The following is a 26,895-nucleotide window of genomic DNA, read 5'->3' on the forward strand; positions in this document are numbered from 1 at the left end:
CGCCGTGAGGGCTGTGGCGCCCTCGCTGTCAGCCCTCGACGGCGTCCTCGTTACGCCCCTCGGCGAACTCCCACCAGGCGAGCGGGAGCCAGTCGCCGCCCACGAAGGCGTCGACGGTCGACCCGCGTCCGCTGATGGTCACAGGGGTCCCGGGCGGGTACGTGGTGCCGGACACGCCGGGCACAGGGACGAGCAGGGTCCCGAAGCGCTGAGTCACTTTGCTCGTCCTCCGATTCGGCGCGAGGTTGAAATGGATAATTACTCGAAAATACCCGGCTTGTCCCGTGCTTCCTATAGGGGGAGCATGAGAGTTGGGTCACGTGAGGCGAACGGCCGCAGCTCTTTCCGCCGTTTCCACTGACCGTTCGCATCAGGTTACGTTCGGTTGACGGCCGTTTGTCTCCGGCAGCGAGGACATATCGCTCAACGGAGGTGTCGGTATGAAGGCCGTTGTCTACAAGGGACCATTCGAAGTAGCGGTGGAAGAAGTCGAGACGCCTCGGCTCCAGCACCCGAACGACGTGATCGTACGGGTCACGTCCACCGCGATCTGCGGCTCCGACCTGCACATGTATGAGGGTCGTACGGCCGCCGAGCCGGGCATCGTCTTCGGCCACGAGAACATGGGCATCGTCCAGGAGGTCGGCGAGGGCGTCACGACGATCAAGCAGGGCGACCGTGTGGTCATGCCCTTCAACGTCGCCTGCGGATTCTGCAAGAACTGCGTGGCGGACTACACCGGCTTCTGCCTCACCGTGAATCCCGGATTCGCCGGTGGCGCGTACGGCTATGTGGCGATGGGGCCGTGGACCGGTGGTCAGGCCGAATACGTGCGCGTACCGTACGCCGACTTCAACTGTCTGCCGCTGCCGGAAGGCACCGAGAACGAGCGCGATTTCGTTCTGCTCGCCGACATCTTCCCGACCGGTTACCACGGCAACGAACTCGCCCAGGTCTCTCCGGGCGAGAGTGTCGTGGTGTACGGCGGTGGCCCCGTCGGTCTGATGGCCGCCTATTCGGCCATGCTGCGCGGTGCGTCGAAGGTGTTCGTCGTCGACCGGGTGCTGGAGCGGCTGCAGAAGGCCGAGGAGATCGGCGCGATCCCGATCAACTTCGCCGAGGGCAACCCCGTGGAGCAGATCAAGGAGCAGACGGACGGCGAAGGCACGGACAAGGGCATCGACGCGGTCGGGTACCAGGCCGTGGCCGGGGGCACGGACCGCGAGGAACCCGCGACCGTTCTGAACTCGGTCATCGAGACCGTGCGGCCGACCGGAGCACTCGGCATACCCGGGCTCTACGTGCCGGCCGACCCGGGGGCGCCGGACGAGCAGGCCAAGCGGGGCCGGCTCATGGTCGCGATCGGGAAGCTCTTCGAGAAGGGACTGCGTCTGGGTACCGGACAGTGCAACGTGAAGCGCTACAACCGGCAGCTGCGCGACCTGATCATCCAGGGCCGCGCACGGCCGAGCTTCGTCGTCTCCCATGAGGTGTCGTTGGAGGAGGCACCCACGGCGTACGACAAGTTCGACAAGCGTGTCGAGGGCTACACCAAGGTCATCCTGCACCCAGGGCAGTAGCGCAGTGGCTCTGCCGTGGCGGCACCGCCCGCCGGCCCGGGCCTAGCCCGGGTCGGCGGGCTTCGTGTTGGGCGTCTGTCACGCGCCCACCCCACGGGATCACGCCAACCGGCCCGCCCGCCGGCTCGGCGGCCGGCTCAGCGGCCGGGTCAGCGGATCACCAGCACGTGGTCGCCGCGCGGCAGCAGCTCGCCCACGACGGGCGCGCCGGGGATCTCGCCGGCCACCAGCAGCCCGCCGGAGGTCTGCGCGTCGGCCAGCAGCAGTGCCTCGTCCTCGCTCACCGCCGGCAGGTCGCTGTGCGGGCGTACCCATTCCAGGTTCCGGCGGGTGCCCCCGCTGACATATCCGTCGCGCAGCGCCTGCCGGGCGCCGTCGAGGTAGGGCACGGCGGTCGCGTCGATCAGTGCCGTGACGCCGCTCGCCCGCGCGAGCTTGTAGGCGTGCCCGAGCAGCCCGAACCCGGTGACGTCCGTCGCGCAGGTGACACCGGAGGCGATCGCCGCCTCGGCCGCCTCCCGGTTGAGCCGTGTCATGACCTCGACCGCCTGCGGGAACACCTCGCCGGTGGCCTTGTGCCTGCTGTTCAGGACGCCGACGCCAAGCGGCTTGGTCAGCGACAGCGGCACGCCCGGCTTGCCCGCGTCGCTGCGCAGCAGACGGCCGGGGTCGACCAGGCCGGTGACGGCCATGCCGTACTTGGGCTCGGGGTCGTCCACGCTGTGGCCGCCTGCGACGTGGCAGCCGGCGGCCGCGGCCGTCACCAGGCCGCCGCGCAGCACCTCGCGGGCCAGTTCGAGGGGGAGCACCCCGCGCGGCCAGGCCAGCAGGTTCACGGCGAGCAGGGGACGGCCACCCGTGGCGTACACGTCGGACAGTGCGTTCGCCGCGGCGATCCGGCCCCAGTCGTAGGCGTCGTCGACCACGGGCGTGAAGAAGTCGGTGGTGGCCAGCACGGCCGTGCCGTCGTTCAGCCGGACGACCGAGGCGTCGTCACCGTCGTCGAGCCCGACCAGCAGTTCGCCCACGGGGTCGCGGACCGGGACGGCGGCGCCGAGGTCCCGCAGCACCTCCTCCAGCTCACCGGGCGGGATCTTGCAGGCACACCCACCACCGTGCGCGTACTGGGTGAGGCGGACGGCTTCACGGGGCGACGTCGATGAGGTCACATGGGCCATGATCCCGCAAATGTCCCATTAGCGCTTGTGTGAGGCTTTTGCGAAGATGGCCGCCAGCGCGAGGAGGCGTATCCGGCCTGGTGACCGGCCCGGTCTTCAAAACCGTTGAACGGCAGGAGCTGCCGTTGGCGGGTTCGATTCCCGTCCGCCTCCGCCACAGGCCGCGCAGGAGGGCCACGGCGAGCAGGAGAGGTGCCATGAGCGATCCGCGCCGGCGCATCCCCGGCACCGACTCCGTGCTGGCCGAGCCGCGCATCGCCACGGCGGTACGGATGCTGGGGCGTCCCCTGGTGAAAGCGGCGATCGCCGAGGCCCAGCGGCGCGCGAGGAACGGTGAGATCGCCCCGGAGGATGTCGTGGACGCGGTGGTCGGCCACCTGCCCGAGCGGGCCTGCGGCCTGCGGCCGGTGATCAACGCCACCGGCGTGCTGGTGCACACGAACCTCGGCCGTGCGCCGCTGTCGGATGCCGCCCGGGACGCCGTGACGGCCGCGGCCGGATGCACGGACGTCGAGTTCGACCTCGCGGAAGGCCGCCGGGCTCGCCGCGGACGCGGGGCCCTCGCCGCGCTGGCCGAGGCCGTACCCGATGCCGGCGCGGTGCACGTGGTGAACAACAACGCGGCAGCGCTGCTCCTGTGCGCCCTGGTGATGGCCCGCGGACGGGAGATCGTGATCAGCCGGGGCGAGCTGGTCGAGATCGGCGACGGGTTCCGCATTCCGGAGCTGCTCGCGTCCACCGGGGCCCGGCTGCGCGAGGTCGGCACCACGAATCGCACCCATGCGCGGGACTACGCTGAGGCCCTCGGCCCCGACACCGCGTTCCTGCTCAAGGTTCACGCGTCCAACTTCCACATCAGCGGTTTCACCGCGGCGGCGGATGTGGCCGAGCTTGCGGCGCTCGGACCCCCGGTGGTCGTGGACATCGGCTCCGGCCTGCTCGCCCCGCACCCGTTGCTCCCCCACGAGCCGGACGCCGCCACCGCTCTGCGCGCCGGAGCGGCGCTGGTGACGGCCAGCGGAGACAAGCTGCTCGGCGGTCCCCAGGCCGGGCTGCTGCTCGGGGAGGCAGGGCTGGTCGAGCGACTGCGACGGCACCCCGCGGCGCGGGCCCTCCGGGTGGACAAGCTGACCCTGGCCGCGCTGGAGGCGACGCTGCGCGGCCCGGAGCCGCCCGTACGCACCGCCCTGGCCGCCGACGAGACCACCGTGCGGGAGCGCGCCACCCGGCTGGCCGAACGGCTGCGGGCCGAGGGAGTACCCGCGGAGGTGCTGCGCACGGAGTCGGCCGTGGGCGGTGGCGGCGCGCCCGGGGTGACCCTGCCCAGCACGGCCGTCGGCCTGCCCGCGCGGTACGGCCCGCTGCTGCGCACCGGTGTGGTCCCGGTCGTCGGCCGGCTGGAGCGGGGACGGTGCCTGCTGGACCTGCGCACGATCCGGGCGGAGGAGGAGCAGTCGGTGCTGGATTCCGTACTCGCCGCGCGGCGATCACACACAGGCGGTGCGAGCGGCGGGAGCGCGGACGGCGGGGACGACCACGGGAGTGAGCGGCCGTGCAGGTGATCGCCACCGCCGGTCATGTCGATCACGGCAAGTCGACGCTGGTGAGGCAGCTCACCGGGATGGAGCCGGACCGTTGGGAGCAGGAGCGCCGGCGCGGCCTGACCATCGACCTCGGTTTCGCCTGGACGACCCTCCCGGGCGGACCAGAGGTGGCGTTCGTCGACGTCCCCGGCCACGAGCGGTTCGTGCCCAACATGCTCGCGGGAATCGGCCCCGTCCCCGCCGTGCTGTTCGTGGTGGCCGCCGACGAGGGGTGGATGCCGCAGTCGACCGAGCATCTGGAGGCGCTCGACGCGCTGGGCGTGCGGCACGTGCTTCTCGCCGTGACCCGCTGCGACCTGGCCGACCCGGAACCGGCCCGGCGACAGGCACTGGCCCGGATGACGGCGGCCGGCCTGCGACCGGTCGACTCGGTGACGGTGAGCGGGCGCACCGGCGAGGGCCTGGACCGGCTGCGTGTCGGACTGACGCGGCTGGTCGGAGCCCTCCCGCCCGCCGATCCGGACGCCGACGTCCGGCTGTGGGTGGACCGCTCGTTCAGCGTCGTCGGAGCGGGCACGGTGGTCACCGGGACGCTGCCGGCCGGCACCCTGCGAGCGGGGGCGGAACTTCAGCTGGCGTCCACCGGGGCGGTGATGCGGGTACGCGGCCTGCAGGCGCTGGGCCGGAACGCGCCCGAGGTCCGTGCCGTGGCCCGGGTGGCGGTCAATCTGCGCGGCGTCGAGCACCATGCGATCGGCCGCGGCGACGCGCTGCTCACTCCGGGAAGGTGGCTGACGACGGCCGAGGTCGACGTCGCACTGCGCTTCAGCGACGGCGACCGTGACGGGCGCGGGTGGCGCGGCGAGGGCGACCGTGACGGCCGCGGGCGGCGCGGCGACGGCGGTGAGGTCAGTGACGACAGCAGCGACGGTGACGTCGGTGAACGCCGCGACCTTCCCCGCGAGCTCGTGCTGCACGTGGGATCCGCATCCGTCGCCGCCCGTATCAGGCCGCTGGGAGCGGACAGCGCCCGGCTGCGGCTGGCCCGGCCCCTGCCGCTGCGCGTCGGCGACCGCGCGTTGCTGCGCGACCCCGGTCGCCACCGCATCGCCGCCGGTGTCGACGTACTCGACGTGACGCCCCCCGAACTGCGCTGGCGCGGTGCCGCGCGGTCGCGTGCCGTGGAGCTGGCCGCGCTGACCGGTGCCCCACCCCGGGCGGTGGCCGAGGCGATACTGCTCCGGCGCCGCTTCACGACCGCGGGCGAACTGCACTCCATGGGGTTGCCCGAGGTCGGCGAGCCGGTGGGTGACGGCCGACGGGTTCACGCGAGCGTGTGGCGCGAGCTGCTCGCCGCCGTGCGTGCCGTGGTCGACCAGTGGGGCGGCGATCACCCTCTGGAGTCCGGGGTGCCCGTGGAGGCGGTACGGCAGCGGTTGCGGCTGCCCACCACCGGTGTGGTGGAACGGCTCGCCGATGCCGCGTCGCTGCCGGTGCTGGGCGGGCGGGTGTGCGCGCCGGGCCGCCTTGCGGCGCTTCCCGGACCCGTCGAGGCGGCGGTGGCCGCGCTGGCCGCCGAGTTGCGCGATGCGCCGTTCGCGGCGCCGGACGCCGCCAGGATGGCGGAGCTGCGGCTGGGTCCCCGGGAGCTGGCCGCCGCGGTGCGCGCCGGCCGCCTGCTGAAAGTGGCCGACGGCGTCTTCCTGCTTCCGGACGGCGAGGCACGGGCCGCCGAGGTGCTCGCGGAACTGCCCCAGCCGTTCACCCTGAGCCAGGCACGGCAGGCGCTGCGGACCACTCGGCGGGTCGCAGTACCGCTGCTGGAGCTGCTGGACCGCCGCGGTGCCACCGAGCGGCTGCCCGACGACACCCGTCGCGTGCGTACCCTGCCGCCGAACGGTCACCCGGCCCGGGGCGAGGCCTGATCGGTGCTGGGTGCCGAGGCCGACGCGACCGGCGCGGGCCGGCTTTCCCGGGACAGCCGACGGGACTCGACATGCCCCCCACCCGACCCGGCGTTACGTTGGCTGGGACGGCGGAAGGGCGCGAGGCGGGAGATCGCCATGGGCCTGCGGCAGTGGATCGACGGCTGGCCGGTGTACCGGCAGCTCACCGGCGACGATGCGCTGGGCAGAGGGACCGCGGCACGTTCGCGCGGTACCGAGCGGCTGTCCGCCCGTACCGAGCGGGCCGACAGGGTCGTACGGTCCGTGTGCCCGTACTGCGCCGTGGGCTGCGGGCAGAAGGTCTACGTCCAGGACGAGAAGGTCACCCAGATCGAGGGCGACCCGGACTCGCCGATCTCACGCGGCCGGCTGTGCCCCAAGGGTGCGGCGAGCAAGCAGCTGGTGACCGGCCCCGGCCGGATCAGCGCCGTCCTCCACCGGCCGCCGCACGGCACGGGGTGGGAGCGGATCCCGCTCGACCGGGCCATGGACATGATCGCCGACCGGGTCATCGAGACCCGTCGGCGGACCTGGCAGGACACGCATCGCGGCGTCCCCGTCCGGCGCACGCTCGGCATCGCCTCTCTCGGCGGAGCGACGCTGGACAACGAAGAGAACTACCTGATGAAGAAGCTCTACACGGCGCTGGGCGCCATCCAGATCGAGAACCAGGCGCGGATTTGACACTCCGCCACGGTTCCCGGTCTGGGGACCTCGTTCGGCCGTGGCGGAGCCACGACGTTCCAGCAGGACCTGGCCGAGGCCGACTGCATCCTCATCCAGGGCTCCAACATGGCCGAGTGCCATCCGGTCGGCTTCCAGTGGGTGATGGAGGCCAGGGAACGGGGTGCCACGATCATCCACGTCGACCCCCGCTTCACCCGCACCAGCGCGCTCGCGGACGTCCACGTGCCGCTGCGCGCCGGGACGGACATCGCCTTCCTCGGCGCCCTGATCAACCATGTGCTGAGCAACGGCAAGGACTTCCGCGAGTACGTGGTCGCCTACACCAACGCGCCGGCGATCCTCCGGGAGGACTTCGCCGACACCGAGGACCTGGACGGGCTGTTCTCCGGTTTCGACCCGGAGAGCCACCACTACGAGGCGACCAGCTGGATGTACGAGGGCGCGCAGGCCTCGGCCGCGGCCGGTGACCGGGACCGGTGGACGGCGGCGGGCGACGAGGGCGAGCAGGGCGCGGCCGCCCGGCAGCACGGAGGCCGTGAGCTGCGCGAGACCGCCCGCGCGGAGTCGTACGGCGCCGGCGGCCCCGCCCTGGACGGGAAGCCGGCCATGGACCCGACGCTGCGGCACCCTCGCTGCGTCTACCAGGTCCTCAAGCGGCACTTCGCCCGCTACACGCCGGAGCTGGTCGAGGACGTCTGCGGCGTCTCCCGTGAGCTGTTCGCCCGGGTGGCCGACGCGATCACCGCCAACTCGGGCCGCGAGCGCACCACGGCGCTGTGCTACTCCGTCGGCTGGACCCAGCACACCGTCGGGGTGCAGTACATCCGCACCGCGTCCATCCTGCAGGCGCTGCTGGGCAACATCGGGCGTCCGGGAGGCGGCATCCTGGCCCTGCGCGGACACGCCAGCATCCAGGGCTCCACGGACGTCCCCACGCTGTTCGACCTGCTGCCCGGCTACATCCCCATGCCGCACGCCCACCAGCACCAGAACCTGGACGCGTTCGTCGCCGCGGACGCCGGCACGACGGGCTTCTGGGGCAACATGCGCGCGTACGTGGTGAGTCTGCTCAAGGCGTGGTGGGGAGACGCGGCCACCGAGGAGAACGACTACCGCTTCGACTGGCTGCCCCGGCTGACCGGCGACCACGGCACCTACCGGACGGTGCTGAACCAGCTCTCGGGAGAGTGCAAGGGCTACTTCCTCGTCGGGGAGAACCCGGCGGTCGGTTCGGCCAACAGCAAACTGCAGCGGCTGGGCCTGGCGAACCTCGACTGGCTGGTGGTGCGGGACCTGCGGCTGATCGAGAGCGCGACCTTCTGGAAGGACGGGCCGGAGATCGAGACCGGTGAGCTGCGCACCGAGGAGATCCCGACGGAGGTGTTCTTCCTGCCGGCCGCGGCGCACACGGAGAAGGACGGCAGCTTCACCAACACCCAACGGCTGCTGCAGTGGCACCACGCGGCGGTCGACCCGCCGGGGGACGCCCGCAGCGACCTGTGGTTCTACCACCACCTCGGACGCATCATCAGGGAGAGGCTCGCGGGGTCCACCGACCCACGTGACCGCCCCCTGCTCGACCTCACCTGGGACTACCCGACGTCCGGCCCGCTGGCCGAACCGAGCGCCGAGGCCGTGCTGGCCGAGATCAACGGATACGGGCCGGACGCGCAGCCGCTGTCGACGTCGGCCCAGCTCCGGGACGACGGCTCCACCGCCTGCGGAGTGTGGATCTACTGCGGGGTCCGCGCCGACGGGCACAACCACGCGGCGAACCGCCGGCCGCGTGACGAGCAGAGCCGAGTCGCCCCCGACTGGGGCTGGGCATGGCCGGCCAATCGCCGCATGCTCTACAACCGGGCGTCCGCCGATCCCGAGGGGCGGCCGTGGAGCGAGCGCAAGCGGTACGTGTGGTGGGACGCCCAGCAGGGCCGGTGGACCGGGGAGGACGTCCCGGACTTCGAGGCGGACAAGCCGCCCGACTACCGGCCGCCCCCGGGCGCGAGAGCCCAGGACGCCCTGGCCGGCACGGACCCGTTCATCATGCAGAGCGACGGCCGGGCCTGGCTGTTCGCGCCGGCCGGACTGGCCGACGGCCCGCTGCCCGCGCACTACGAGCCGTACGAGTCGCCGGTGGACAACCCGCTGTACGGGCAGCAGACGAACCCGGCGCTCCAGGCCTACGACCGTCCGGTGAACCGGTACCACCCGGCCGGCAGCGAGGTGTATCCGTACACGTTCACCACCTACCGGCTCACCGAGCATCACACGGCCGGCGGCATGAGCCGTGCCCTGCCCTATCTGTCCGAGCTGCAGCCCGAGTTCTTCTGCGAGGTCTCCCCCGAACTCGCCGCGGAGCGCGGCCTGGAGCACCTCGGCTGGGCGACCATCACCACGGCCCGCGCGGCGGTCGAGGCGAGAGTGCTGGTGACCGATCGCATCAAACCGCTGCGGGTCCGAGGCCGCACCATCCACCAGGTGGGGATGCCGTACCACTGGGGCCCGGAGGGACTGTCCACGGGTGACGCGGCGAACGAACTGCTGTCCGTGGTGCTCGACCCGAACGTGCGCATCCAGGAGTCCAAGGCGGCGACCTGCGACATCCGGCCGGGCAGGCGACCACGGGGCCCGGCGCTGCCGGCCCACGTGGCGGCGTACCGGCGACGCGCCGGCCTCCCCGACGACCCCCCGCCGGGCACAGGAGAGGGGCAGCGATGACTTCCGACCACAACCGGCTGTCCGGCCCGATGGCCGACCCCAGCGCGGACGCCGGTTACCCGGACACCCACCCGCCCCGGATGGGGTTCTTCACAGACACCTCCGTCTGCATCGGCTGCAAGGCGTGCCAGGTGGCGTGCAAGGAGTGGAACCGGCTTCCGGCGGAGACCGAGGAACTCGACCTGCTCGGGCAGTCGTTCGACAACACGGGCGCGCTGAGCGCCGACAACTGGCGGCACGTGGCGTTCATCGAGCAGAAGATCGAGCAGAAGGCGGCGCCGGACCGGCCACCCGTCGATCTGGGCATGCCGGCGATGGGTCCGCCCGGACACGACGCGGATGCCGGGGAGGACCGGGTGCGCTGGCTGATGTCCAGCGACGTGTGCAAGCACTGCACCCACGCCGCGTGCCTGGACGTCTGCCCGACCGGGTCGTTGTTCCGCACCGAGTTCGGGACCGTGGTGGTGCAGGAGGACATCTGCAACGGCTGCGGATACTGCGTGCCGGCGTGCCCGTACGGCGTGATCGACGTACGCCCGGGCGACGGCCGGGCCTTCAAGTGCACGCTGTGCTACGACCGGTTGGGGGCGGGGCGGGAACCGGCCTGTGCCCAGGCGTGCCCGACCGACTCCATCCAGTTCGGCCGCCTGGAGGAACTGCGCGAGCGGGCCGACCGGCGGGTGACCGAGCTGCACGAGCGCGGGGTGGACCAGGCACGGCTGTACGGCCGGGATCCGCAGGACGGTGTCGGCGGTGACGGCGCGTTCTTCCTCCTGCTGGACGAGCCCGAGGTGTACGGGCTGCCGCCCGACCCGGTGGTCACCACCCGTGACCTGCCGTCGATGTGGCGGCACGCGGCCGCGGCCGCCGCCGGTGTGGCCGTGAGCGTGGCGCTGTCCTTCGTGGGGCGGGGCACGTTCCACGGGCGACGGCGTTGAACGGCAGGGCGGGCCGCGAGCAGCCGCGACGGGCGACGGAGAGGAGGAAGCCGTGACGGGGAGCGGTGAGCGGGAGCAGCGCATGGTTCCGCGCGCGGAGTTCCGGTCGTACTACGGGCGGCCGATCCTGAAGCGTCCCACCTGGAAGGTGCCGGACGTGCCGGGATATCTGTTCCTCGGGGGAACGGCCGGTGCGTCCGCGGCCATGGCGGCGGTGGCGGAGCTGACCGGACGTCGGGAGCTCGCCGGGACGGGCCGGTGGGTCGCCGCCGCCGCGTCGGCGGCCGGCGTCGCCGCCCTGGTCCACGACCTCGGCCGTCCGGAGCGCTTCACGCACATGCTGCGCGTCCTCAAGCCCACCTCGCCGCTGTCGGTGGGCTCCTGGATCCTGGCGCCGTTCTCCGCGCTCGCCACCGCCTCGGCCGCCTCGCAGGTCACCGGGCGGCTGCCGAGGCTCGGCCGACTCGCCGCCCTCGGCTCCGGCGTGCTGGGACCGGCGATGTGCACCTACACCGCGGTGCTGCTCTCCGACACGGCGGTGCCGGCGTGGCACGAGGCGTATCCGGAGTTGCCGTATCTGTTCGCCGGCAGCTCGCTGGCCGGCGCCGCGGGTGCCGCGCTGCTCTGCGCACCCGCCGCGGACCACGGGCCGCCGACCCGGATGGGCCTCCTCGGCACGGTCATGGAAATCGCCGCGATGCACCGCATCGAGCGACGGCTCGGGCTGGTCGGTGAGCCATACGTCACGGGCCGGCCCGGCCGGCTGCTGACCCTGGCCAAAGCGCTGGCCGGGGCCGGAGCCGTGCTGTCGGTTCTCCCGGATCGCCGGTCGGTCCCGGTCCCGGCCCCCGTCCTGGCCGGAGGGGCGTACCTGGCAGCGGGACTGTGCACCCGCTTCGGCATCTTCGCAGCGGGCATCGCGTCCGCCGAGGACCCGGCGTACGTGGTGACTCCGCAGCGACAGCGCCTCGAGCCGGGCGGCGGCGCGTCTTAGCGGCTGAGGCACGGTGGGACAACAGGAGGCAGCGCAAACGACGGAGCGTCCACCGTCATCCACCCATCCACTATTTGTGCAGTCAACGCACCCTTCCCCGCGGCTTCAGTGGAGTCGCCGGCAGTGCCGGAGCAGGCAGCGGAGCACCGTCGTACCCCTTCACCTCGCCGAAACGTGTCCCTTCCATCCAGTCATGCCGCGCCTGTGCGATCTCTTCTTGCGACCGTCCGATCCAGTTCCAGAACATGATCAGCTCCTCCTCGAACGGCTCGCCGCCCAGGAGCATCAGCCCCGCGTCCGACTCGGCGCGCAGGGGGAGTTCGGTGCGGCCGCAGCCGAGGTAGAGCATGGAGCCGGGGAGGACGGGGACGCCGTCGACGTGGGCCTCGCCGGACATGGCGAGGACGGCGTACTCGAAGTCCGGTTCCAGGGGGAGGCGTACGTCCGCGCCGCGGCTGAGGGCGAGGTCGGCGCCGACGATCGGGGTGTACGCGGTGCCGGGTGAGGTCGCGCCGTCGAGGTCGCCGAGGATCAGGGTGGCGCGCAGGCCGGGTGCCGTGACGACCGGGAGGTCGGCGTGGTGTTCGAAGTGCGGGTCGGTGTGGCGGTGGGCGTCCGGGAGGGCGACCCAGAGCTGGGCGCCGTGCAGGAAGCGGGCGTGCGGCCGGGGGCTCTCCTCGGAGTGGCTGATCGCCCGGCCGGAGGTCATCAGGCCGAGTTCACGGGGGCGGATCATCTGGAGGCTGCCGGTCGAGTCGCGGTGCAGGACCTCGCCCTCGTGCAGCCAGCTGACGGTCTGGAGGCCCATGTGCGGGTGCGGCGGCACCTGCATACCGGGTTCGTCGGCGATGTCGTCGGGACCGTAGTGGTCGACGAAGCACCAGGCCCCGACCATGCGGCGGCCCAGGTTGGGCAGCAGCCGGCGCACCTCGGAGGACTCGCCGAGCTGGACGTGGCGCGGGCTGAGGAGTTCACGTACGGGTTCCGCCACCACGAAGCCGCGTCCCCCGCACACACTCGGCACCGCCTGACGGTCGAGATTGCTCATGCCGCTCAACCTAGCCCTCCGACGGCCCCGGCGGCAGGCCAACGCCCCGGTTCACCTGCGGGGCGGGAGGTGACGCTGGCGGACCGAAGAAAGATAGTAGCCATGGCTATAGTAGCCATGTAATGTACCTGTCATGAGTACGGCACACGAGGGCCCGTCGACCGGTTTCCTGGTCTGGCGGCTGTCCATGAAGTTGCGCGTGGCCGTGGACCGCGCGCTGGCCCCGCTGGGGCTGACGCACGCCCAGTACTCGCTGGTGGCCTCGCTGCACGGTATGCAGCGCGCCGGCGAGCGGCCCAGCCAGCGCCGGCTGGCCGACCACACCGGGCTGGAGCCGCTCTACGTGTCCAAGTTGGCGCGCGCCCTGGAGTCCGCGGACATCATCGAGCGCACCCGCGATCCCCGCGACCCGCGTGCCATGCAGCTGGCGCTCACCGAGCGGGGGCGGGAGGTCACCCTGCGGGCCATCGAGGTCGTCCAGGGGTTGATGCGACAGCTGCTGGAGCCGCTGGGCGGCCCCGACAGCCCGCGCGTCCGGGAGTTCAGCCGCGATCTCCTCACCCTGCTCGACGCACCGCTTGATCCATCCACCGACCACGACGAGAACAAGCAGGAGCAGCCATGACCACCACCGCACCCATCGTCGACAGCCGCGTCATAGCCCTGGCCCACTACGCCGCACGCGCGGTCCTCGAATCCGTCCTCGCTCGGCACGGCCTGGCCTTCCAGCAGTCGGTGGCCCTCCGGCCGGTCGCCGTCGCCGAGGCGCCGATGCACCGGGACGCCCTCGCCGGGCAGGTCGTCGACGCGCTGAAGGTCGATCCGGCCGACGCGCACCGCACCGTGGCCGAGCTGGCCGGCAAGGGGCTGGTCGAGAGCGAGGGGGCCCTCGTGCGGATCACGGACGCCGGGCGGGAGCTGTACGCCGCGATCGCCGCCGAGACCCAGGAGATCTCCGCCCGGATCTACGGCGGGATCCCCGCGGAGGACCTGGCCACCACCGGGCGGGTGCTCACCCTCGTCACCGAGCGCGAGAACGCGGAGCTGGCGGCGCGGAACGGCTGAGCGGGCAGCCGACTCCCCCAGCGCCGGCAAGTAGTGGAATCTTTGACGATCCGCCTCGGTTGTAGCGCCCGAAGGAGGTCACCAGTGGACATCACGTACTACGACCACGGGACACCCGCCGAGCGCTGGGAGCGCGCGCGGATGTTCTTCGACGCCAAGGACTACGCCGCCGCGGCGCGGGTCCTCGACGGGCTGGTCGAGGAGGAGCCGGAGCAGACCGGTCCGCGTCTGCTGCTGGCCCGTGCCTACTACCACTCGGCCCAGCTGAGCCGCGCCGAGGCCGAGCTGCGGGTCATCGTGGAGCGCGATCCGGTGGAGCACTACGCCCGGCTGATGCTGGGCCGTACGCTCCAGCGCCAGGGTCGTCAGGAGGAGGCCGAGCCGCATCTGCGCATCGCCTCCGCCCTCGCCGGTGACTTCGAACAGCTCTGAGAGCAGTTCCTCCGAGAACGGTTCATCTCAGAACAGTTCTTCTGAGAGCAGTTCACACGTCGGGCCCGGCTCCCCCCTGTGGAGCCGGGCCCGTCGTTCGTCCGGGGTGGCTACTTCGCCGCGTACGTCCGTCGCCCCCGCCGGTGGGCGATCTCGCCGAGGATGATGTCCACGACCAGGAACGCCGTCAGCGGGATGCCGAGCAGCGGGACGAAGTAGCCGACGACCGCGACCACGGCCAGCAGCGGGACGAGGATCTGCGGGGGTACCTCGGCCCAGGCGCCGCGCGGGATCGGGCGGCCGAAGGCGGAGCCGCGGCCGCGCTGCCACCACATGCGGTAGCCCCACAGGATCAGGACGATCAGGGAGAGGGCGAGCAGCATCAGGGCGATCTGGTTGGCCAGGCCGAACAGGACGCCGGAGTGCAGGTCGATCCCCCAGCGGGTCAGCTTGGCCAGGATCGGGTAGTCGGCGAACCGCAGCACGTCCAGGACCTCGCCGGTGGCCGGGTCGACCGCCACCGAGTCCTGCTTCTCGGGCCAGCTGCGCTGCACCTGCTTGACGACGTACGCGGAGGAGGCGTCGGCGGGCGGCTGGATCTCCACGGGGTCGGTCAGCCCCTCGGAGCGTGCCGCGGTCAGCACCTTGTCGAGGCCGACGCCGGGCGCGGTCTGCTCGCCGCCGGAGGGTGCCGCGCCGCCGTGCTCCGCGTGCTCCCCCGCCACCGCCGCCGAGATCGTCGGGGTGGCGCCGCCGAGCGAGGTGCGCAGTTCGTCGATGTTCGCCCCGGCGTACGCCGACCAGGTCAGGCCGGTCGCCGAGAGGAAGAGGAAGCCGGCCGCGGCCCAGGCGCCGACCGTGCCGTGCAGGCCGAGGGTGCGGCGGCGGCCGCTGGTGCCGCGCAGCTTGCGCAGGGCGCGGCGGCGGGAGAACCAGAGCACCAGGCCGCCGGCCGCGATCACCCACAGCCAGCTGGCGGCGAGTTCGCTGTAGAGCCGGCCGGTCTCGCCGAGGTGCAGATCGCGGTGGAGTTCGTCGATCCAGGTGCGCAGCGGCAGCGCTCCGGACGCGCCGTACTGTTCGAGGGCGCCCTCCACCTCGGCGGTGTACGGGTCGACGAAGACGGCGAGCGTGTGGTCGGGGTCGACGCCGGGGACGCCCGAGAGCAGCACCCTGGTGGTGGCGTCGGCCTCGGGTGAGGGCCGTACGGCCGTGACCGTGCCCTCGGGGTGGGCCTCGCGGGCGGCGGCGACCTGCTCGGAGACGGGCAGCTTGGTGTCACCGACGGGGACGGTCAGCTCGTCGGCGTACACGATCCGCTCGGCCTGGAAGGACGCGGCGTACAGCAGGCCGGTGACCGCGGCGACGAGCAGGAACGGGGCGACGAGCACTCCGGCGTAGAAGTGCAGACGCAGGATCAGCGGGCGCAGGGGCGCCCAGCCGCGGGGCGGCGCGGTCGGCGTGGCCGGCTGGGTGGCCTCGTCCGTGTCGGGCGAGGGAGCGGTGGTCATCGGTGGGTTTCTCCGGGGACGAGTGGTGTTTCGGCCGTGGTGCACCAGTGGTCGGATGGTGACGGCGTCGAGTTCCCGGGGATTTGAGTGACCTGTGTCACACGCCGGGGGTGCGTGGCATGCTGGCGGGATGTCTACTCCCAACCGTCGCGCGCCTCTTGCCGAGCAGGTCGAGGAACTTCTGGCCACGGACGGGCCGTTGCCCATCGTCGCGGCGGGGGATCCGGTGCTGCGCCGGCCGGCCGAGCCGTTCGACGGGCAGCTGGAGCCCGCGCTGCTGGCCCGTTTCATCGAGGCCCTGCGCCGCACGATGCACGCGGCGCCGGGGGTCGGGCTCGCCGCGCCGCAGGTCGGGGTCGGGCTGCGGATCGCGGTCGTCGAGGATCCGGCGCCGGTGCCGGAGGAGGTGCGGCGGGCGCGCGGGCGGGTGCCGCTGCCGTTCCGGGTGCTGGTGAACCCCGCGTACCAGCCCGTCGGCGCGGCGCGGGCCGCGTTCTTCGAGGGCTGTCTGAGTGTGCCCGGCTGGCAGGCCGTGGTCGCCCGGCCCGCGCGGGTACGGCTGACGGGCGCGGACGAGCACGGCCGTGCCCTGGACGAGGTGGTCTCCGGCTGGCCCGCGCGGATCGTGCAGCACGAGACCGACCATCTCGACGGCGTGCTCTACCTCGACCGCGCCGAGCCGCGCTCGCTGTCGTCGAACCAGGCGATGGCGGAGCGCTGGACCCAGCCGACGCCCCATGAGGCCGCGCGGGCGCTGGGGTTCGGCCTGCCGGAGTGAACCCGGACCGGCCGTCCACGTCCTTCGTCAGCTGTCGCGGTACGCCTCCAGCAGCCGCAGCCACACCTCGCTGACCGTCGGATACGACGGGACGGCGTGCCACAGCCGGCTGACCGGGACCTGGCCGGCGACGGCGACGGTGGCCGAGTGGATCAGCTCGCCGACGCCGGGGCCGACGAAGGTGACCCCGCGCAGGATCTCGTCCTCCAGGTCGACGACCATGCGGGCCCGGCCGCGGTAGCCGTCCGCGTACAGCCCGGCCCCGGCGACCGAGGAGAGGTCGACGTCGACCGCGCGGACGCGGTGTCCGGCCTGCTCCGCCTCGGCCAGGGAGAGCCCGACGGCCGCCGCCTCGGGGTCGGAGAAGACGACCTGGGGAACGGCGGCGTGGTCGGCGGTGGCGGCGTGCGCGCCCCACGGGTCGGCTTCCAGCGCCGCTTCGCCGGAGGCCCTCGCGGCGATGGCGGCGCCCGCGATCCGGGCCTGGTACTTGCCCTGGTGGGTGAGGAGGGCGCGCTGGTTGACGTCACCGACCGCGTAGAGCCAGTCCGTGCCGGTGACGCGCAGGCTGTCGTCGACCGGCAGCCAGCCGCCGGGCTCCAGGCCGACCGTGTCGAGCCCGATGTCGTCGGTGCGCGGGGCGCGGCCGGTGGCGAAGAGGATCTCGTCCGCCTCGATCCGGTCGCCGGCGTCGGTGACGGCCACCACCGTGCCGTTCTGGCGGCTCACCGACTTCACGGACGTCCCGGTGCGGATCTCGGCGCCGGCCTCGGTCAGCGCCTCGGCCACCAGCTCCCCGGCGAACGGCTCCATCCGGGCGAGCAGGCCCTTGCCGCGGACCAGCACGGTCACCCGGGAGCCGAGGGCCTGCCAGGCGGTGGCCATCTCGGTGGCGACCACACCGCCGCCCACCACGATCAGCCGGCCGGGCACCTCCTTGGCGCTGGTGGCCTCCCGGCTGGTCCAGGGCCGGACGTCGGCGAGCCCGGGCAGGCCGGGCAGCTGGGCGCGGCTGCCGGTGCAGACGGCGACGGCGTGCCGGGCGGTCAGGGTGCGGCGGGTGCCGTCGGGGCCGGTGACCGTCACCGTGCGGGGTCCGGCCAGCCGGCCGTGGCCCCGGTAGAGGTCGGCGCCGATGCCGTCCAGCCAGCTCACCTGGCCGTCGTCCCGCCAGTGCGAGGTGTAGTCGTCCCGGTGGGCGAGTACCGCGGGTGCGTCGAGGGCCCCCTGGACCAGATGGCGCAGGCCGGGTACCCGGCGGGCGTCCGCGCGGGCGATGACCGGGCGCAGCAGGGCCTTGCTGGGCATGCAGGCCCAGTAGGAGCACTCGCCGCCGACCAGCTCGCTCTCCACGACCGCGGTGGTGAGACCGGCCGCGCGGGTGCGGTCGGCGACGTTCTCCCCCACGGGCCCGGCCCCGAGGACCACGACGTCGTACGCGATGGAATCCGTTTCCGTCATGGAGTCAGTCTGGTGGGTGGTGTGCGGCGTGGCCACAGGGGTACGCGCGCGGATGCGTGACTGTGCACGCATGGAATAGACGTCCGTCGGGCCGTGTTGTCCGGACGGCTCGCCCCATACCGGGACCCCCACCAGGAAGCAGGGATACGCCATGAGCAGCACCGTGGAGCTGACCAAGGAGAACTTCGACCAGACGGTCACGGACAACGAGTTCGTCCTGATCGACTTCTGGGCGGAGTGGTGCGGTCCCTGCCGGCAGTTCGCTCCGGTGTACGAGAAGGCGGCGCAGGACAACCCGGACCTGGTGTTCGGCAAGGTCGACACCGAGGCGCAGCCGGAGCTGGCCGCGGCCTTCGGCATCCAGTCGATCCCCACACTGATGATCGTCCGTGACCAGGTGGCCGTGTTCGCGCAGCCCGGAGCGCTGCCCGAGGCGGCGCTGGCGGACGTCATCGGGCAGGCCCGCAAGCTCGACATGGACGCGGTCCGCAAGGCGGTCGCCGAGCAGCAGGCGCAGGCCCAGCAGAACGGGCAGTGATTCCCCCGTCACGCTTGCCGTGTCAGTGATGTGACGCGTGGTCAGCTGGAGTCGCGGTGCACCACCGCGGCTCCCAGCACCTCGCGGCGCTCCAGTGCGGCGCCGGGGTCGCGCACCGCGCGGTCGACGAGTTCGGCGAGGTCGCGGCCCGACGGCAGCTCGATGTGCACGGTGCTGAGGCGGGGCCGCAGCAGCCGCCCCACCATCAGATCGTCGGCGCCGATCACGGCCGTCTCGCCGGGTACGGCGACGCCCTCGTCCTGGAGCGCGCGCATCAGCAGCATGGCGTATTCGTCGTTGTACGCGAACACCCCGTCGAGGCCGAGGTCCCGCCAGCGTGCGGCGAGCCGGACCGCGGCCTCCTCCTCGTAGCCGAGCGGCAACTCGGTCACGGTGGCGTCGGTGCCGCGCAGGGACTGGCGTACGCCGTCCAGGCGGGGCCGGGAGAAGGTCTCCAGGCCGGGTTCCTCGGGCACGACGACGCCGATCCGGCGCCGGCCGCGCGCGTACAGGTGCGCGCCGGCCACCCGGCCGACCGCCGCGTGGTCCATGAGCAGGGCGTGCGCGCCCTGGACGGGCTCCGGGCCCAGCGTGACGACGGCACGGGCGCCGGAGCGCTTGAGCAGGGCCACGCCCTGCGGGCCGAGGCCGGAGCCGGGGACCAGGACGGCCACGGGCCGCAGCTCGGCCCAGGCGCGGGCGGCGTCGTCGCCGGTCAGGCCGAGGCTGCCGTACTGCACGACCGTGTAGTCGAGGCGGCCGAGCGCCCACTGCAGGTCGTTGATGAACTGGCTGTAGAGCGGCCCGACCGGGATGGTCGGGGCGGGCATCAGGACCATCCGGCTGTGCCCGGCGCGCAGGCTGCGCGCGGCCGCGTGCGGTACGTATCCGAGTTCCTTCGCGGCCTCGTGGACCCGGCGACGGGTGGGCTCGCTGATCCGTACGGCGCTGGTGTTGTTCAGGACGTAGGAGACGGTCGCCCGGGAGACGCCGGCCAGACGGGCCACATCGGCACTCGTGGGCACGGAACGCTGCACGGGCGCGGGCGTTTTCGGTATCTGCACCATGACGTACGGCATCTTGGCAGAAGCCCGCGGGCCGGCGACGGGCGCCCTGCGTCAGTGCCCCTCGCTCGCGGTGGGCGCGACGCCTGTGACGCGGGTGACCAGGTCGGTCCAGCCCGCCTCCAGGCGTTCCAGGGGCATTCCGCACTGCCGGGTCAGGTGCTGGACCGCGACGGGGTCGAGATAGCCCATCAGCGTCAGCGCGAGCAGTTCGCAGTCCGCGTCGGGGACCACCTGCCGCAGCAGCATCATGACGTGGCCGCGCAGCAGCCGCCGGGGCGGGGCGGTGAAGCGGCGGTCCGGGGTGGGCTCGGCCGCGATCTGGAGTTCGAGCGCCTCGACCGAGTGGCGCAGCGTCGCGTGACCGAACGCGTTCAGGCGGTCCACGGGCGGGGCTCCGGGGCCGAGCGGCGGGGGGCCGCTGAGGAACGCGGCCTGGAACTTGCGCTCGGAGTGGTCGAGCAGCGCGGTGAGCAGGCCGACGCGGTCGCCGAAGCGCCTGAAGACCGTTCCTTTGCCCACCTGGGCCGCCGCGGCCACCGCCTCCATGGTGACGCCGGCCGCGCCGTGCTCCGCGATCAGCCGGGCGGCGGCCTCCAGCAGCCGGGCCCGGTTGCGCGCGGCGTCGGCGCGCAGGCAGGGGTCTTCCTGCCCGGGGACGCCGAGTTCCAGCAACTCGGGTGCGGCGACGGACTCCTGAGGCGGCGGGAGGGGCGGCACGGAGGCGGACATGAAGACAGCGTAAAGCATCGGGAATGAAACTGGACCGCGGTCCGGTTAACTGCTACAACATTAAACGGACCCCGGTCCGGATAGGACCTCGGCCCACCCAACCGCCGTTTCTTGAGTCATCGGGAGTACCCCATGTCCGTTCGCATCCTCGCGCTCGTCGGCAGCCTCCGCGCCGGTTCGCACAACCGCCAGCTCGCCGAAGCCGCCGTGAAGCACGCTCCCGAGGGCGCCGACGTCCAGCTGTTCGACGGGCTGGCCGAGGTCCCGTTCTACAACGAGGACATCGACGTCGAGGGCTCGGTCCCGGCCGCCGCCGTCCGGCTGCGCGAGGCCGTGGCCGCCGCCGACGCGCTGCTGCTGTTCACGCCCGAGTACAACGGCACCATGCCGGCCGTGCTGAAGAACGCCATCGACTGGCTGTCCCGCCCGTACGGCTCCGGTGCCATCGTCGGCAAGGCCGTCGCCGTGGTCGGCACCGCGCTCGGCCAGTACGGCGGTGTCTGGGCGCACGACGACACCCGCAAGTCGGTCGGCGTCGCGGGCGGCAAGGTGCTCGAGGACGTCAAGCTCTCCATCCCCGGCTCCGCGCACCGCTTCGCCGAGACCCACCCGGCCGACGACACCGAGGTCGCCGCGCAGCTCACCGAGGTCGTCGCCCGGCTGCACGGCCAGGCGGTCGCGGCCTGACCCGCGCCGCACCCACGCCAAGGGGGCCGGAGCACACCGCTCCGGCCCCCTGGCCGTGTCCGGCGACCGGGGTGGCCCTCGTCCGACATATGTTCGTTGAAGCTTGTTCAAACCAGGGACGTTTTCCCGCCAGCTCTGCCAGGGTGGGCCAATGCAGACCCTCTACAGAAGACTGCTCACGTTGATGCCCCGTCTCGGAGTGAAGGTGACCGACCTGGGCCCAGGGGCCGCCGTGGTCTCCCGGCGCGGCGGACGCGCCCGGATCCCCCTGGAACCGGGGGCGGACCTGGTGGCCCGGGACAACGGCCAGTACACGGTGACGAGCGCCGGAAAGGACACCTGGGTCGTGCTGCGGGACCGGACCGCGCGGGCCGGCGAGCGGGCCCGGAAGTGGACCGGCGTCCGGCTCGGCGACACCGGCGCGCGACTGCTCCTCGACCGGCGGGCCCAGAAGGACGAGCGCCGGCTCCAGCTGGCCGCCGCCGAGTATCTGTGCACCCAGCACGTGGCCGCCATGCTCGACCTGTACGGAGTGAACTGCGTCTTCGACGTCGGGGCCAACGCCGGGCAGTACGCCAGACGGCTGCGCCGGCTCGGCTACACGGGCCGGATCGTCTCCTTCGAACCCACCGCCGACGCCTTCGCGCGCCTGCGGGAGGCCGCCCGCGACGACCCCGACTGGCGGGTGCACCACTGCGGGCTCGGCCGCGAGGACACGGTGAGCACCATCCACACCGGCTGGAACACCATGAACTCGCTGCTGCCACCCAGCGACTACGGCCGCGACCGCTACCGCAGGTTCTCCACCACCCGCACCGAGCAGATCGAGATCCGGCGGCTGGACGGGGTGATGGAGGAGGCACTCGACGGCATCGCGGAGCCGCGCCCCTATCTGAAGATGGACACCCAGGGCTACGACCTGGAGGTGTTCGCCGGCGCCGGGGAGCGCGTCGCCGACTTCGTGGGGCTCCAGTCGGAGGTCGCCGTCCTGCGGCTGTACGAGGGCAGCCCGCGGATGAGCGAGGCCATCGCCACGTACGAGGCGGGCGGCTTCGAGATCACCGGGATGTATCCGGTGACGCGGGAGGCGGCCACGGGGCGGGTCGTCGAGTTCGACTGCGTGATGATGCGCCCGAAGGCGGCTCCCGAGCCGGCTAGCTGACCGGGCGCCGCTCCTCCGCGTCCTGCCGCCTGGCGGCCCGCAGGCTGGTGACGGTCGTGACGGCGAGCACCAGCACGATGAAGCCGAGGGAGACCGGGATGCTGATCTCGGGCACATGCACCCCGGACTCGTGCAGGGCGTGGAGCACCAGCTTGACGCCGATGAAGCCCAGGATGACCGACAGGCCGTACGACAGGTGGACCAGCTTCTTCAGCAGGCCGCCGATGAGGAAGTACAGCTGCCTGAGGCCCATCAGGGCGAAGGCGTTGGCCGTGAACACGATGTACGGGTCCTGGGTCAGTCCGTAGATCGCGGGGATGGAGTCCAGGGCGAACAGGACATCGGTGGAGCCGATGGCGAGCATCACGACCAGCATCGGCGTCATCACGCGCTTGCCGTTCTGCTCGATCCACAGCTTGGTGCCGTGGTACCGGTCCGCCACGCCGAAGCGGCGCTCGACGGACTTGAGCAGCTTGTTCTCCTGGTACTCCTCCTCGTGCTCCTCCTTGCGGGCGTCCTGGATGAGCTTCCAGGCGGTCCAGATCAGAAAGGCGCCGAAGAGGTAGAACACCCACGAGAAGGCGGAGATGATCGCGGCGCCCGCGGCGATGAAGATCGCGCGCAGCACCAGCGCCATCAGCACGCCGACCATCAGCACGCGCTGCTGGTACTGCGGCGGGACCGCGAACTTCGCCATGATCAGCACGAAGACGAAGAGGTTGTCGACGCTCAGCGACTTCTCGGTGATGTACCCGGCGAAGAACTCCCCGGCCGGTGTCCAGCCCCCGGTGAACCCCAGCCCGATACCGAAGGCGCAGGCCAGCACGATCCACACCACCGTCCAGGTGCCCGCCTCCCGCAGGGAGACCTCATGGGGTTTCCGGCCGATGAAGAAGTCGACGGCGACGAGGACGCAGAGGGCCGCGACGGTCAGCAGCCAGACGGTCAGGGTGACGTTCACGGTGGTGCTCCTGGTGCTTGCGGGACCTCACAGCATGGTCACAGACCTCGGCCGCCTCCACCTTTCCGAGGTGAACAACCGGTCTTCTGGAAGTGAAGAACAGGTCATGAACCGGTATGGCCGCCCGCGCGCCGTCAGAGGCTTCGACCGAACTCCGCCGCCCACTCGGACGTCGCCCGGAGTCCGCCGAACGTATAGAAGTGCACCTTCAGATCGCCGTGGATCGCCGGGTCGTAACCCGCGGCGAGCGCGCGCAGAAAGCGGTCGGGTCCCGCCGTACCCATGAGGTTGGTCAGGGAGAACCCGTACTTGCGGGCGATGGACGCGCTGGTGCCGACCCCGAAGCGGGTGGCGTACGACATCAGCCGCCGCACCCCGGCCGGTCCGGGCACGCCGATCCGGATCGGCAGGTCGATCCCGCGCTTGCGGGTTTCGGCCACCCAGGCGAGCACCGGGTCGACGTCGAAGCCGAACTGGGTGATGACATGGCCGCCGAGCCGCCTGTCGGCGAGCGCCGCGCTCTTGTCGGTGAGCGCGGCCCACAGCACGCGCTCGGAGATGGCGGGATGGCCCTCCGGGTAGCCGCTGACGCCGACGTGGCGGACGCCGTAGCGCTCCAGCAGTCCGGTGCGGATGACGGCCAGCGCGTCCTCGTAGGGGCCGTGCGGCCGGACCGGGTCACCCCCGACGACGAACACGTGTTCCGCGGTGCCGTCGGCCCTCAGCCCCTCCAGGAACTCCTCCAGGGCGGCCTGGGAGGCGATACGCCGGGCGGAGAGATGCGGGACCGGCAGAAAGCCGAACCGCTTGACGGCCCGCGCGGCCTCCAGGCGCATCCGCAGGTCCTCGTTGCCGAGGAAGGTGACGTTGATCCGGGTGCCCGGCGGGATGAGGTGCCGCGCCTCCTCCAGATGCGGCACGTCCTTGCCGGTCATCTCCAGGGAGAAGTCCTCCAGCAGCGCGGTGCGCACGGCACAGGGGGCGGTGGGGCCGGGGTTCATCGAGCTCCTTCGGCGTCGGGTACGACGGCTCGCCGTGCGGAGCGGTGCCTGGTGGGCGGCGCTCCGGCGTCGCGGCGGTAAGCGTACGGCCGTAGTCCGGGTTACGCTGCGCCGGTCTGACCCTTCATCCGGTTTTGGGAGGTTTCATGCCCTCGCGTCTGAACCCGTACCTCAGCTTCGGCGGCGATGCCCGGCAGGCCATGGAGTTCTACAAGGAGGTGTTCGGCGGCACGCTGAAGCTCAACACCTACGGCGACTTCGGCCGGCCGGACACACCGGAGGCCGACAAGATCATGCACGGCATGCTGGAGACCCCGGCCGGCTTCACCCTGATGGGCGCCGACACCCCGCCCGGGTCCGCGTACACGCCGGGCAACGCCTTCGCGGTGAGCGTGAGCGGTGACGACGACGCCGAGCTGCGCGGCTACTGGGAGAAGCTGTCCGCCGGCGGCTCCGTGTCCGTGCCGCTGGACAAGCAGATGTGGGGCGATGTGTTCGGCATGTGCACGGACCGCTTCGGCGTCACCTGGATGGTCGACATCCACGGGGCAGCGGCGAACGGCTGACGCGGATCTTCGACTGGCCGTGGGGCCGCTGCTCCCAGTCCTCCATGAAGCAGGCCTCCAGGCCGTGGCGGCGGGCCAGGGTGAGGAGGGTGTCCGTGCGGTAGTAGAAGTCCTCGCGCAGGACCTGGTGTTCGGTGCCTTCCGTGCGGTCGAAGGTGAAGTCGAAGAAGCCGGTCGGCGTCAGCACGCGGCCGACGTGGGCCAGGCACTCCTCGATCACCTCCAGCGGCGAGTGGGAGAAGACGCTGTGGGCGTGGACGACGTCGAAGTGGTCGCTCGGCAGGAAGTCCAGCGTCAGGTCGCCGGTGATGGTCAGGTGCGGCAGCTTGTCCTGCAGGCCGCGCTCGGCGAGGGTCTTCTTCGCCGCGATGAGGATGTCCGGGGAGATGTCGATGCCGTAGTAGTGCCCGGCGTCGAGATAGTCGATGAAGCGCCAGCCGCCGCGCAGGTTGCCGCAGCCGATGTCGAGCATCCGGTGCTCGGGGCGCAGTCCGTGCTCCAGCAGGTAGTCGAACTGCATCTGCCCCAGCGCCAGCCACCGGTCATGGCTTCGGCTGCCGACCGCCGCCTCCGGGTCGCGGCGGGTGTCGTAGGCCATCACCGCCCGGTAGTAGCCGACGTGGTCGGGATGTTTCAGGCGCAGCCAGGCGTCCCGGCCGGCCCGGCGGACGTAGGGGGCTATCCGGCCGGGGTGGCGCAGGGCGTAGCCGACCTTGTGGGGCAGGGCGGCGCGGTTGCTGCGCAGCTTGCTCGGGGAGGTGGCGTCCTGTGGCATGGGTTTCGGCCTCCGTCTGACGGGTTCGACACCATTCTGGGATCAACCGGTCACACCGCGCCATCGCTCGCCACCTCCGCGGATGGCCTCCTTCCGCTACGACCAGGCCGTGACCGGCGTGAAGGAGCTGTCCTGGCGGTACAGATCGGTGCCGTCGGAGGGGTCGACGCGGAGCTGGTGGCTGTAGTGGCGCAGGTAGCGGCCGGGATAGTTGTACGACTCGAAGCGGACGGAGCCCGAGGCGGTGCCGGCACGGAGGACGAACGTGGCGTCCTTGGCGAAGGTGGAGGTGCCGTCGTTCGGGTCGAAGCGAGCGCGGAAGTCCCAGTGGCGCAGGTACCGGCCGGCCGGGTCGCGGAAGGAGTAGCCGTTCGGGTCGGCCAGGCCGGCGACGACGGTGAAGGTGGCGGCCTGCTTCTCGGCGGTGGTGCTGGAGGCGCTCACCACGGGGAGGTTGAGGAGCGAGGACTGTTCCTGCCAGTAGCGGGTGGTGTAGTTGACCGAGCGGAATGACCGCGTGACGTTCTTCGCCAGGGCCGGGCCGCCGGAGACGGTCTCCTTGACCACCGTGAAGTGGCGGGCCGTTCCCGAGATGGCGGGCAGTCTGACCGGGGCGCTCCAGGTGGCGAACGTGTCGTAACTGTCGCTGTAGTGGTAACTGCCGTCGCCGTAGCCGTCGAAGAAGATCCGCCAGGCGCCGTTGTCGAGCTGGACGAGCGCGGGTCCCTCGCGGTAGCTGCCCCAGCCCGCCCAGTCGCCGGTGCGGCGGATGGTGTAGGGGCCGGTGAGGCTGGTGGCGGTGGCGTACTCGATGTACTTGGTCGTCTCGTTCTTCGGGAAGGCGTGGTAGGTCGAGCCGATCTTCACGATGAACGTGTCGATGTGGTTGGCGCCGATCCCGGCCAGGGGCACGGGTGAGGTCCAGGCGGTGAGCGCGGAGTTGGTGGCGCGGAGCAGATACGGCGTGAAGATCCACTCGTCGTCGGCGGTGGAGCAGGACACGATGACGTTGACGCTGCCGTCGCTGTCGACGAACCACTCCGGCGCCCACGCCCGGGAGAGGTTCGCGATCGGCACCGGATAGTCGTACAGGAAGGTCCAGTTGACCCGGTCGGCGCTGCGGGCGAAGCCGATGGTGGTGCTGGGGTCCTGCCAGGTGTGGGTGGTGTAGGTGACGTAGTAGTAGCCGTTGGTGTGCTTGAAGATGCTCGCGTCGCGGATGCGGTTGCTCGGCGGGGTGTAGGCGGAGGCCTTCGCCAGGCGGAAGTCGGTGGCGTCGTCGGACTGGTAGACGTTGACCGTGCCGTCGTTGCTGTTCAGGAACGGGACGATGGTGTAGCGGGTGGCGGAGCCGGACGGCGGGGCGGCGGCCGTGGCCGTACCGAGGAGGCCGGGGGTCTGGCCGAGGACGACCACCGAGGCGGGCAGTGCGGCCAGGGTTCTGAGCAGGGTGCGACGGGACGGCGTGGCGGGGGGACGTGGGGGCATGGTGCGGCTCTCTCTCCACTCAAAGGTTCGATATGCCGAAC

The 26,895-nt window shown here is 72.0% G+C and carries 25 protein-coding genes and 1 tRNA gene; 15 read left to right on the forward strand and 11 right to left on the reverse strand.

What is annotated here, in order from left to right; genetic code table 11:
• Positions 1 to 28: 28 nt before the first annotated feature.
• On the reverse strand, positions 29 to 217 hold the full coding sequence (locus ACZ42A_RS29000; protein WP_365763860.1) for a hypothetical protein: 189 nt from the start codon (positions 215 to 217) through the stop codon (positions 29 to 31).
• Between the two features lie 223 nt (positions 218 to 440).
• Between ACZ42A_RS29000 and ACZ42A_RS29005 the strand changes: the two genes are divergently transcribed.
• On the forward strand, positions 441 to 1,580 hold the full coding sequence (locus ACZ42A_RS29005) for a glutathione-independent formaldehyde dehydrogenase (RefSeq protein WP_468530233.1): 1,140 nt from the start codon (positions 441 to 443) through the stop codon (positions 1,578 to 1,580).
• A gap of 149 nt (positions 1,581 to 1,729) precedes the next feature.
• Here ACZ42A_RS29005 and selD read toward each other — a convergent pair whose 3' ends face one another.
• Positions 1,730 to 2,749, reverse strand: a complete 1,020-nt coding sequence (selD, locus tag ACZ42A_RS29010; RefSeq protein ID WP_468530234.1) for a selenide, water dikinase SelD — start codon at positions 2,747 to 2,749, stop codon at positions 1,730 to 1,732.
• 71 nt (positions 2,750 to 2,820) lie between these two features.
• Between selD and ACZ42A_RS29015 the strand changes: the two genes are divergently transcribed.
• The 6 genes from ACZ42A_RS29015 to nrfD all read left to right on the forward strand — a co-directional run bounded on the left by ACZ42A_RS29015 (position 2,821) and on the right by nrfD (position 11,585).
• Positions 2,821 to 2,915 (forward strand) — tRNA-Sec (locus ACZ42A_RS29015).
• Positions 2,916 to 2,955: 40 nt separating this feature from the next.
• On the forward strand, positions 2,956 to 4,320 hold the full coding sequence (gene selA, locus ACZ42A_RS29020; RefSeq protein ID WP_468530235.1) for an L-seryl-tRNA(Sec) selenium transferase: 1,365 nt from the start codon (positions 2,956 to 2,958) through the stop codon (positions 4,318 to 4,320).
• Positions 4,311 to 6,227 carry a selenocysteine-specific translation elongation factor gene (gene selB, locus ACZ42A_RS29025; RefSeq protein WP_468530236.1) on the forward strand — a complete coding sequence of 639 codons (1,917 nt, stop codon included), beginning with the start codon at positions 4,311 to 4,313 and terminating at the stop codon, positions 6,225 to 6,227. Before selA ends, selB begins: the two co-directional genes overlap by 10 nt.
• Positions 6,228 to 6,365: 138 nt before the next feature.
• Entirely contained in the window at positions 6,366 to 9,653 is a 3,288-nt protein-coding gene (gene fdh, locus ACZ42A_RS29030; RefSeq protein ID WP_468530237.1) for a formate dehydrogenase, read from the forward strand.
• Positions 9,650 to 10,591, forward strand: coding sequence for a 4Fe-4S dicluster domain-containing protein (locus ACZ42A_RS29035; protein WP_468530238.1), 942 nt, complete (start codon positions 9,650 to 9,652; stop codon positions 10,589 to 10,591). The genes fdh and ACZ42A_RS29035 overlap by 4 nt, the downstream gene beginning before the upstream one ends.
• A gap of 52 nt (positions 10,592 to 10,643) precedes the next feature.
• On the forward strand, positions 10,644 to 11,585 hold the full coding sequence (gene nrfD / locus ACZ42A_RS29040) for an NrfD/PsrC family molybdoenzyme membrane anchor subunit (protein WP_468530239.1): 942 nt from the start codon (positions 10,644 to 10,646) through the stop codon (positions 11,583 to 11,585).
• Between the two features lie 82 nt (positions 11,586 to 11,667).
• On the opposite strand, the gene ACZ42A_RS29045 is transcribed toward nrfD, so the two are convergent.
• A complete protein-coding gene (locus ACZ42A_RS29045) occupies positions 11,668 to 12,633 on the reverse strand; it encodes a pirin family protein (RefSeq protein WP_468530240.1) in 966 nt (321 codons plus the stop codon).
• Positions 12,634 to 12,766: 133 nt separating this feature from the next.
• Between ACZ42A_RS29045 and ACZ42A_RS29050 the strand changes: the two genes are divergently transcribed.
• The 3 genes from ACZ42A_RS29050 to ACZ42A_RS29060 all read left to right on the forward strand — a co-directional run bounded on the left by ACZ42A_RS29050 (position 12,767) and on the right by ACZ42A_RS29060 (position 14,130).
• The gene (locus ACZ42A_RS29050) at positions 12,767 to 13,258 is read left to right on the forward strand and encodes a MarR family winged helix-turn-helix transcriptional regulator (RefSeq protein WP_468530241.1); all 492 of its coding nucleotides are present in this window, start codon (positions 12,767 to 12,769) and stop codon (positions 13,256 to 13,258) included.
• Positions 13,255 to 13,698, forward strand: coding sequence for a MarR family winged helix-turn-helix transcriptional regulator (locus tag ACZ42A_RS29055; protein WP_468530242.1), 444 nt, complete (start codon positions 13,255 to 13,257; stop codon positions 13,696 to 13,698). The genes ACZ42A_RS29050 and ACZ42A_RS29055 overlap by 4 nt, the downstream gene beginning before the upstream one ends.
• 84 nt (positions 13,699 to 13,782) lie before the next feature.
• On the forward strand, positions 13,783 to 14,130 hold the full coding sequence (locus ACZ42A_RS29060; RefSeq protein ID WP_468530243.1) for a tetratricopeptide repeat protein: 348 nt from the start codon (positions 13,783 to 13,785) through the stop codon (positions 14,128 to 14,130).
• A gap of 110 nt (positions 14,131 to 14,240) precedes the next feature.
• Here ACZ42A_RS29060 and ACZ42A_RS29065 read toward each other — a convergent pair whose 3' ends face one another.
• The gene (locus ACZ42A_RS29065; RefSeq protein WP_468530244.1) at positions 14,241 to 15,641 is read right to left on the reverse strand and encodes a PepSY-associated TM helix domain-containing protein; all 1,401 of its coding nucleotides are present in this window, start codon (positions 15,639 to 15,641) and stop codon (positions 14,241 to 14,243) included.
• A gap of 130 nt (positions 15,642 to 15,771) precedes the next feature.
• On the opposite strand from ACZ42A_RS29065, the gene ACZ42A_RS29070 reads away from it, so the two are divergent.
• A complete protein-coding gene (locus ACZ42A_RS29070; protein ID WP_468530245.1) occupies positions 15,772 to 16,419 on the forward strand; it encodes a peptide deformylase in 648 nt (215 codons plus the stop codon).
• 27 nt (positions 16,420 to 16,446) lie between these two features.
• Here the strand turns inward: ACZ42A_RS29070 and ACZ42A_RS29075 are convergent, their stop codons facing one another.
• Positions 16,447 to 17,880: a dihydrolipoyl dehydrogenase family protein gene (locus tag ACZ42A_RS29075; protein WP_468530246.1), complete on the reverse strand. Its 1,434-nt coding sequence runs from the start codon at positions 17,878 to 17,880 to the stop codon at positions 16,447 to 16,449.
• Between the two features lie 151 nt (positions 17,881 to 18,031).
• Between ACZ42A_RS29075 and trxA the strand changes: the two genes are divergently transcribed.
• The gene (gene trxA / locus ACZ42A_RS29080; RefSeq protein WP_468530247.1) at positions 18,032 to 18,418 is read left to right on the forward strand and encodes a thioredoxin; all 387 of its coding nucleotides are present in this window, start codon (positions 18,032 to 18,034) and stop codon (positions 18,416 to 18,418) included.
• 41 nt (positions 18,419 to 18,459) lie between these two features.
• Here trxA and ACZ42A_RS29085 read toward each other — a convergent pair whose 3' ends face one another.
• Both ACZ42A_RS29085 and ACZ42A_RS29090 read right to left on the reverse strand, forming a co-directional pair.
• Positions 18,460 to 19,485: a LacI family DNA-binding transcriptional regulator gene (locus ACZ42A_RS29085; protein WP_468530248.1), complete on the reverse strand. Its 1,026-nt coding sequence runs from the start codon at positions 19,483 to 19,485 to the stop codon at positions 18,460 to 18,462.
• A 51-nt stretch (positions 19,486 to 19,536) separates the two neighbouring features.
• Positions 19,537 to 20,214: a TetR/AcrR family transcriptional regulator gene (locus tag ACZ42A_RS29090; protein WP_468530249.1), complete on the reverse strand. Its 678-nt coding sequence runs from the start codon at positions 20,212 to 20,214 to the stop codon at positions 19,537 to 19,539.
• A 132-nt stretch (positions 20,215 to 20,346) separates the two neighbouring features.
• Between ACZ42A_RS29090 and ACZ42A_RS29095 the strand changes: the two genes are divergently transcribed.
• Both ACZ42A_RS29095 and ACZ42A_RS29100 read left to right on the forward strand, forming a co-directional pair.
• A complete protein-coding gene (locus tag ACZ42A_RS29095; RefSeq protein WP_468530250.1) occupies positions 20,347 to 20,901 on the forward strand; it encodes an NAD(P)H-dependent oxidoreductase in 555 nt (184 codons plus the stop codon).
• Positions 20,902 to 21,052: 151 nt separating this feature from the next.
• Entirely contained in the window at positions 21,053 to 22,063 is a 1,011-nt protein-coding gene (locus ACZ42A_RS29100; RefSeq protein ID WP_468530251.1) for an FkbM family methyltransferase, read from the forward strand.
• Here the strand turns inward: ACZ42A_RS29100 and ACZ42A_RS29105 are convergent.
• Both ACZ42A_RS29105 and ACZ42A_RS29110 read right to left on the reverse strand, forming a co-directional pair.
• Positions 22,056 to 23,024 carry a TerC family protein gene (locus ACZ42A_RS29105; protein ID WP_468530252.1) on the reverse strand — a complete coding sequence of 323 codons (969 nt, stop codon included), beginning with the start codon at positions 23,022 to 23,024 and terminating at the stop codon, positions 22,056 to 22,058. The genes ACZ42A_RS29100 and ACZ42A_RS29105 overlap by 8 nt on opposite strands.
• A 134-nt stretch (positions 23,025 to 23,158) precedes the next feature.
• A complete protein-coding gene (locus ACZ42A_RS29110) occupies positions 23,159 to 24,025 on the reverse strand; it encodes a methylenetetrahydrofolate reductase (protein ID WP_468530253.1) in 867 nt (288 codons plus the stop codon).
• Between the two features lie 146 nt (positions 24,026 to 24,171).
• Between ACZ42A_RS29110 and ACZ42A_RS29115 the strand changes: the two genes are divergently transcribed.
• Positions 24,172 to 24,591 (forward strand): VOC family protein, encoded by a 420-nt coding sequence (locus tag ACZ42A_RS29115; protein ID WP_468530254.1) that lies wholly within the window; start codon positions 24,172 to 24,174, stop codon positions 24,589 to 24,591.
• Here the strand turns inward: ACZ42A_RS29115 and ACZ42A_RS29120 are convergent.
• Positions 24,548 to 25,366: a class I SAM-dependent DNA methyltransferase gene (locus ACZ42A_RS29120; RefSeq protein ID WP_468530255.1), complete on the reverse strand. Its 819-nt coding sequence runs from the start codon at positions 25,364 to 25,366 to the stop codon at positions 24,548 to 24,550. The genes ACZ42A_RS29115 and ACZ42A_RS29120 overlap by 44 nt on opposite strands.
• A 96-nt stretch (positions 25,367 to 25,462) precedes the next feature.
• On the reverse strand, positions 25,463 to 26,854 hold the full coding sequence (locus ACZ42A_RS29125) for a glycoside hydrolase family 43 protein (RefSeq protein ID WP_468530256.1): 1,392 nt from the start codon (positions 26,852 to 26,854) through the stop codon (positions 25,463 to 25,465).
• Positions 26,855 to 26,895: the final 41 nt, after the last annotated feature.

The organism is Streptomyces sp. NPDC030838 (assembly GCF_055572035.1).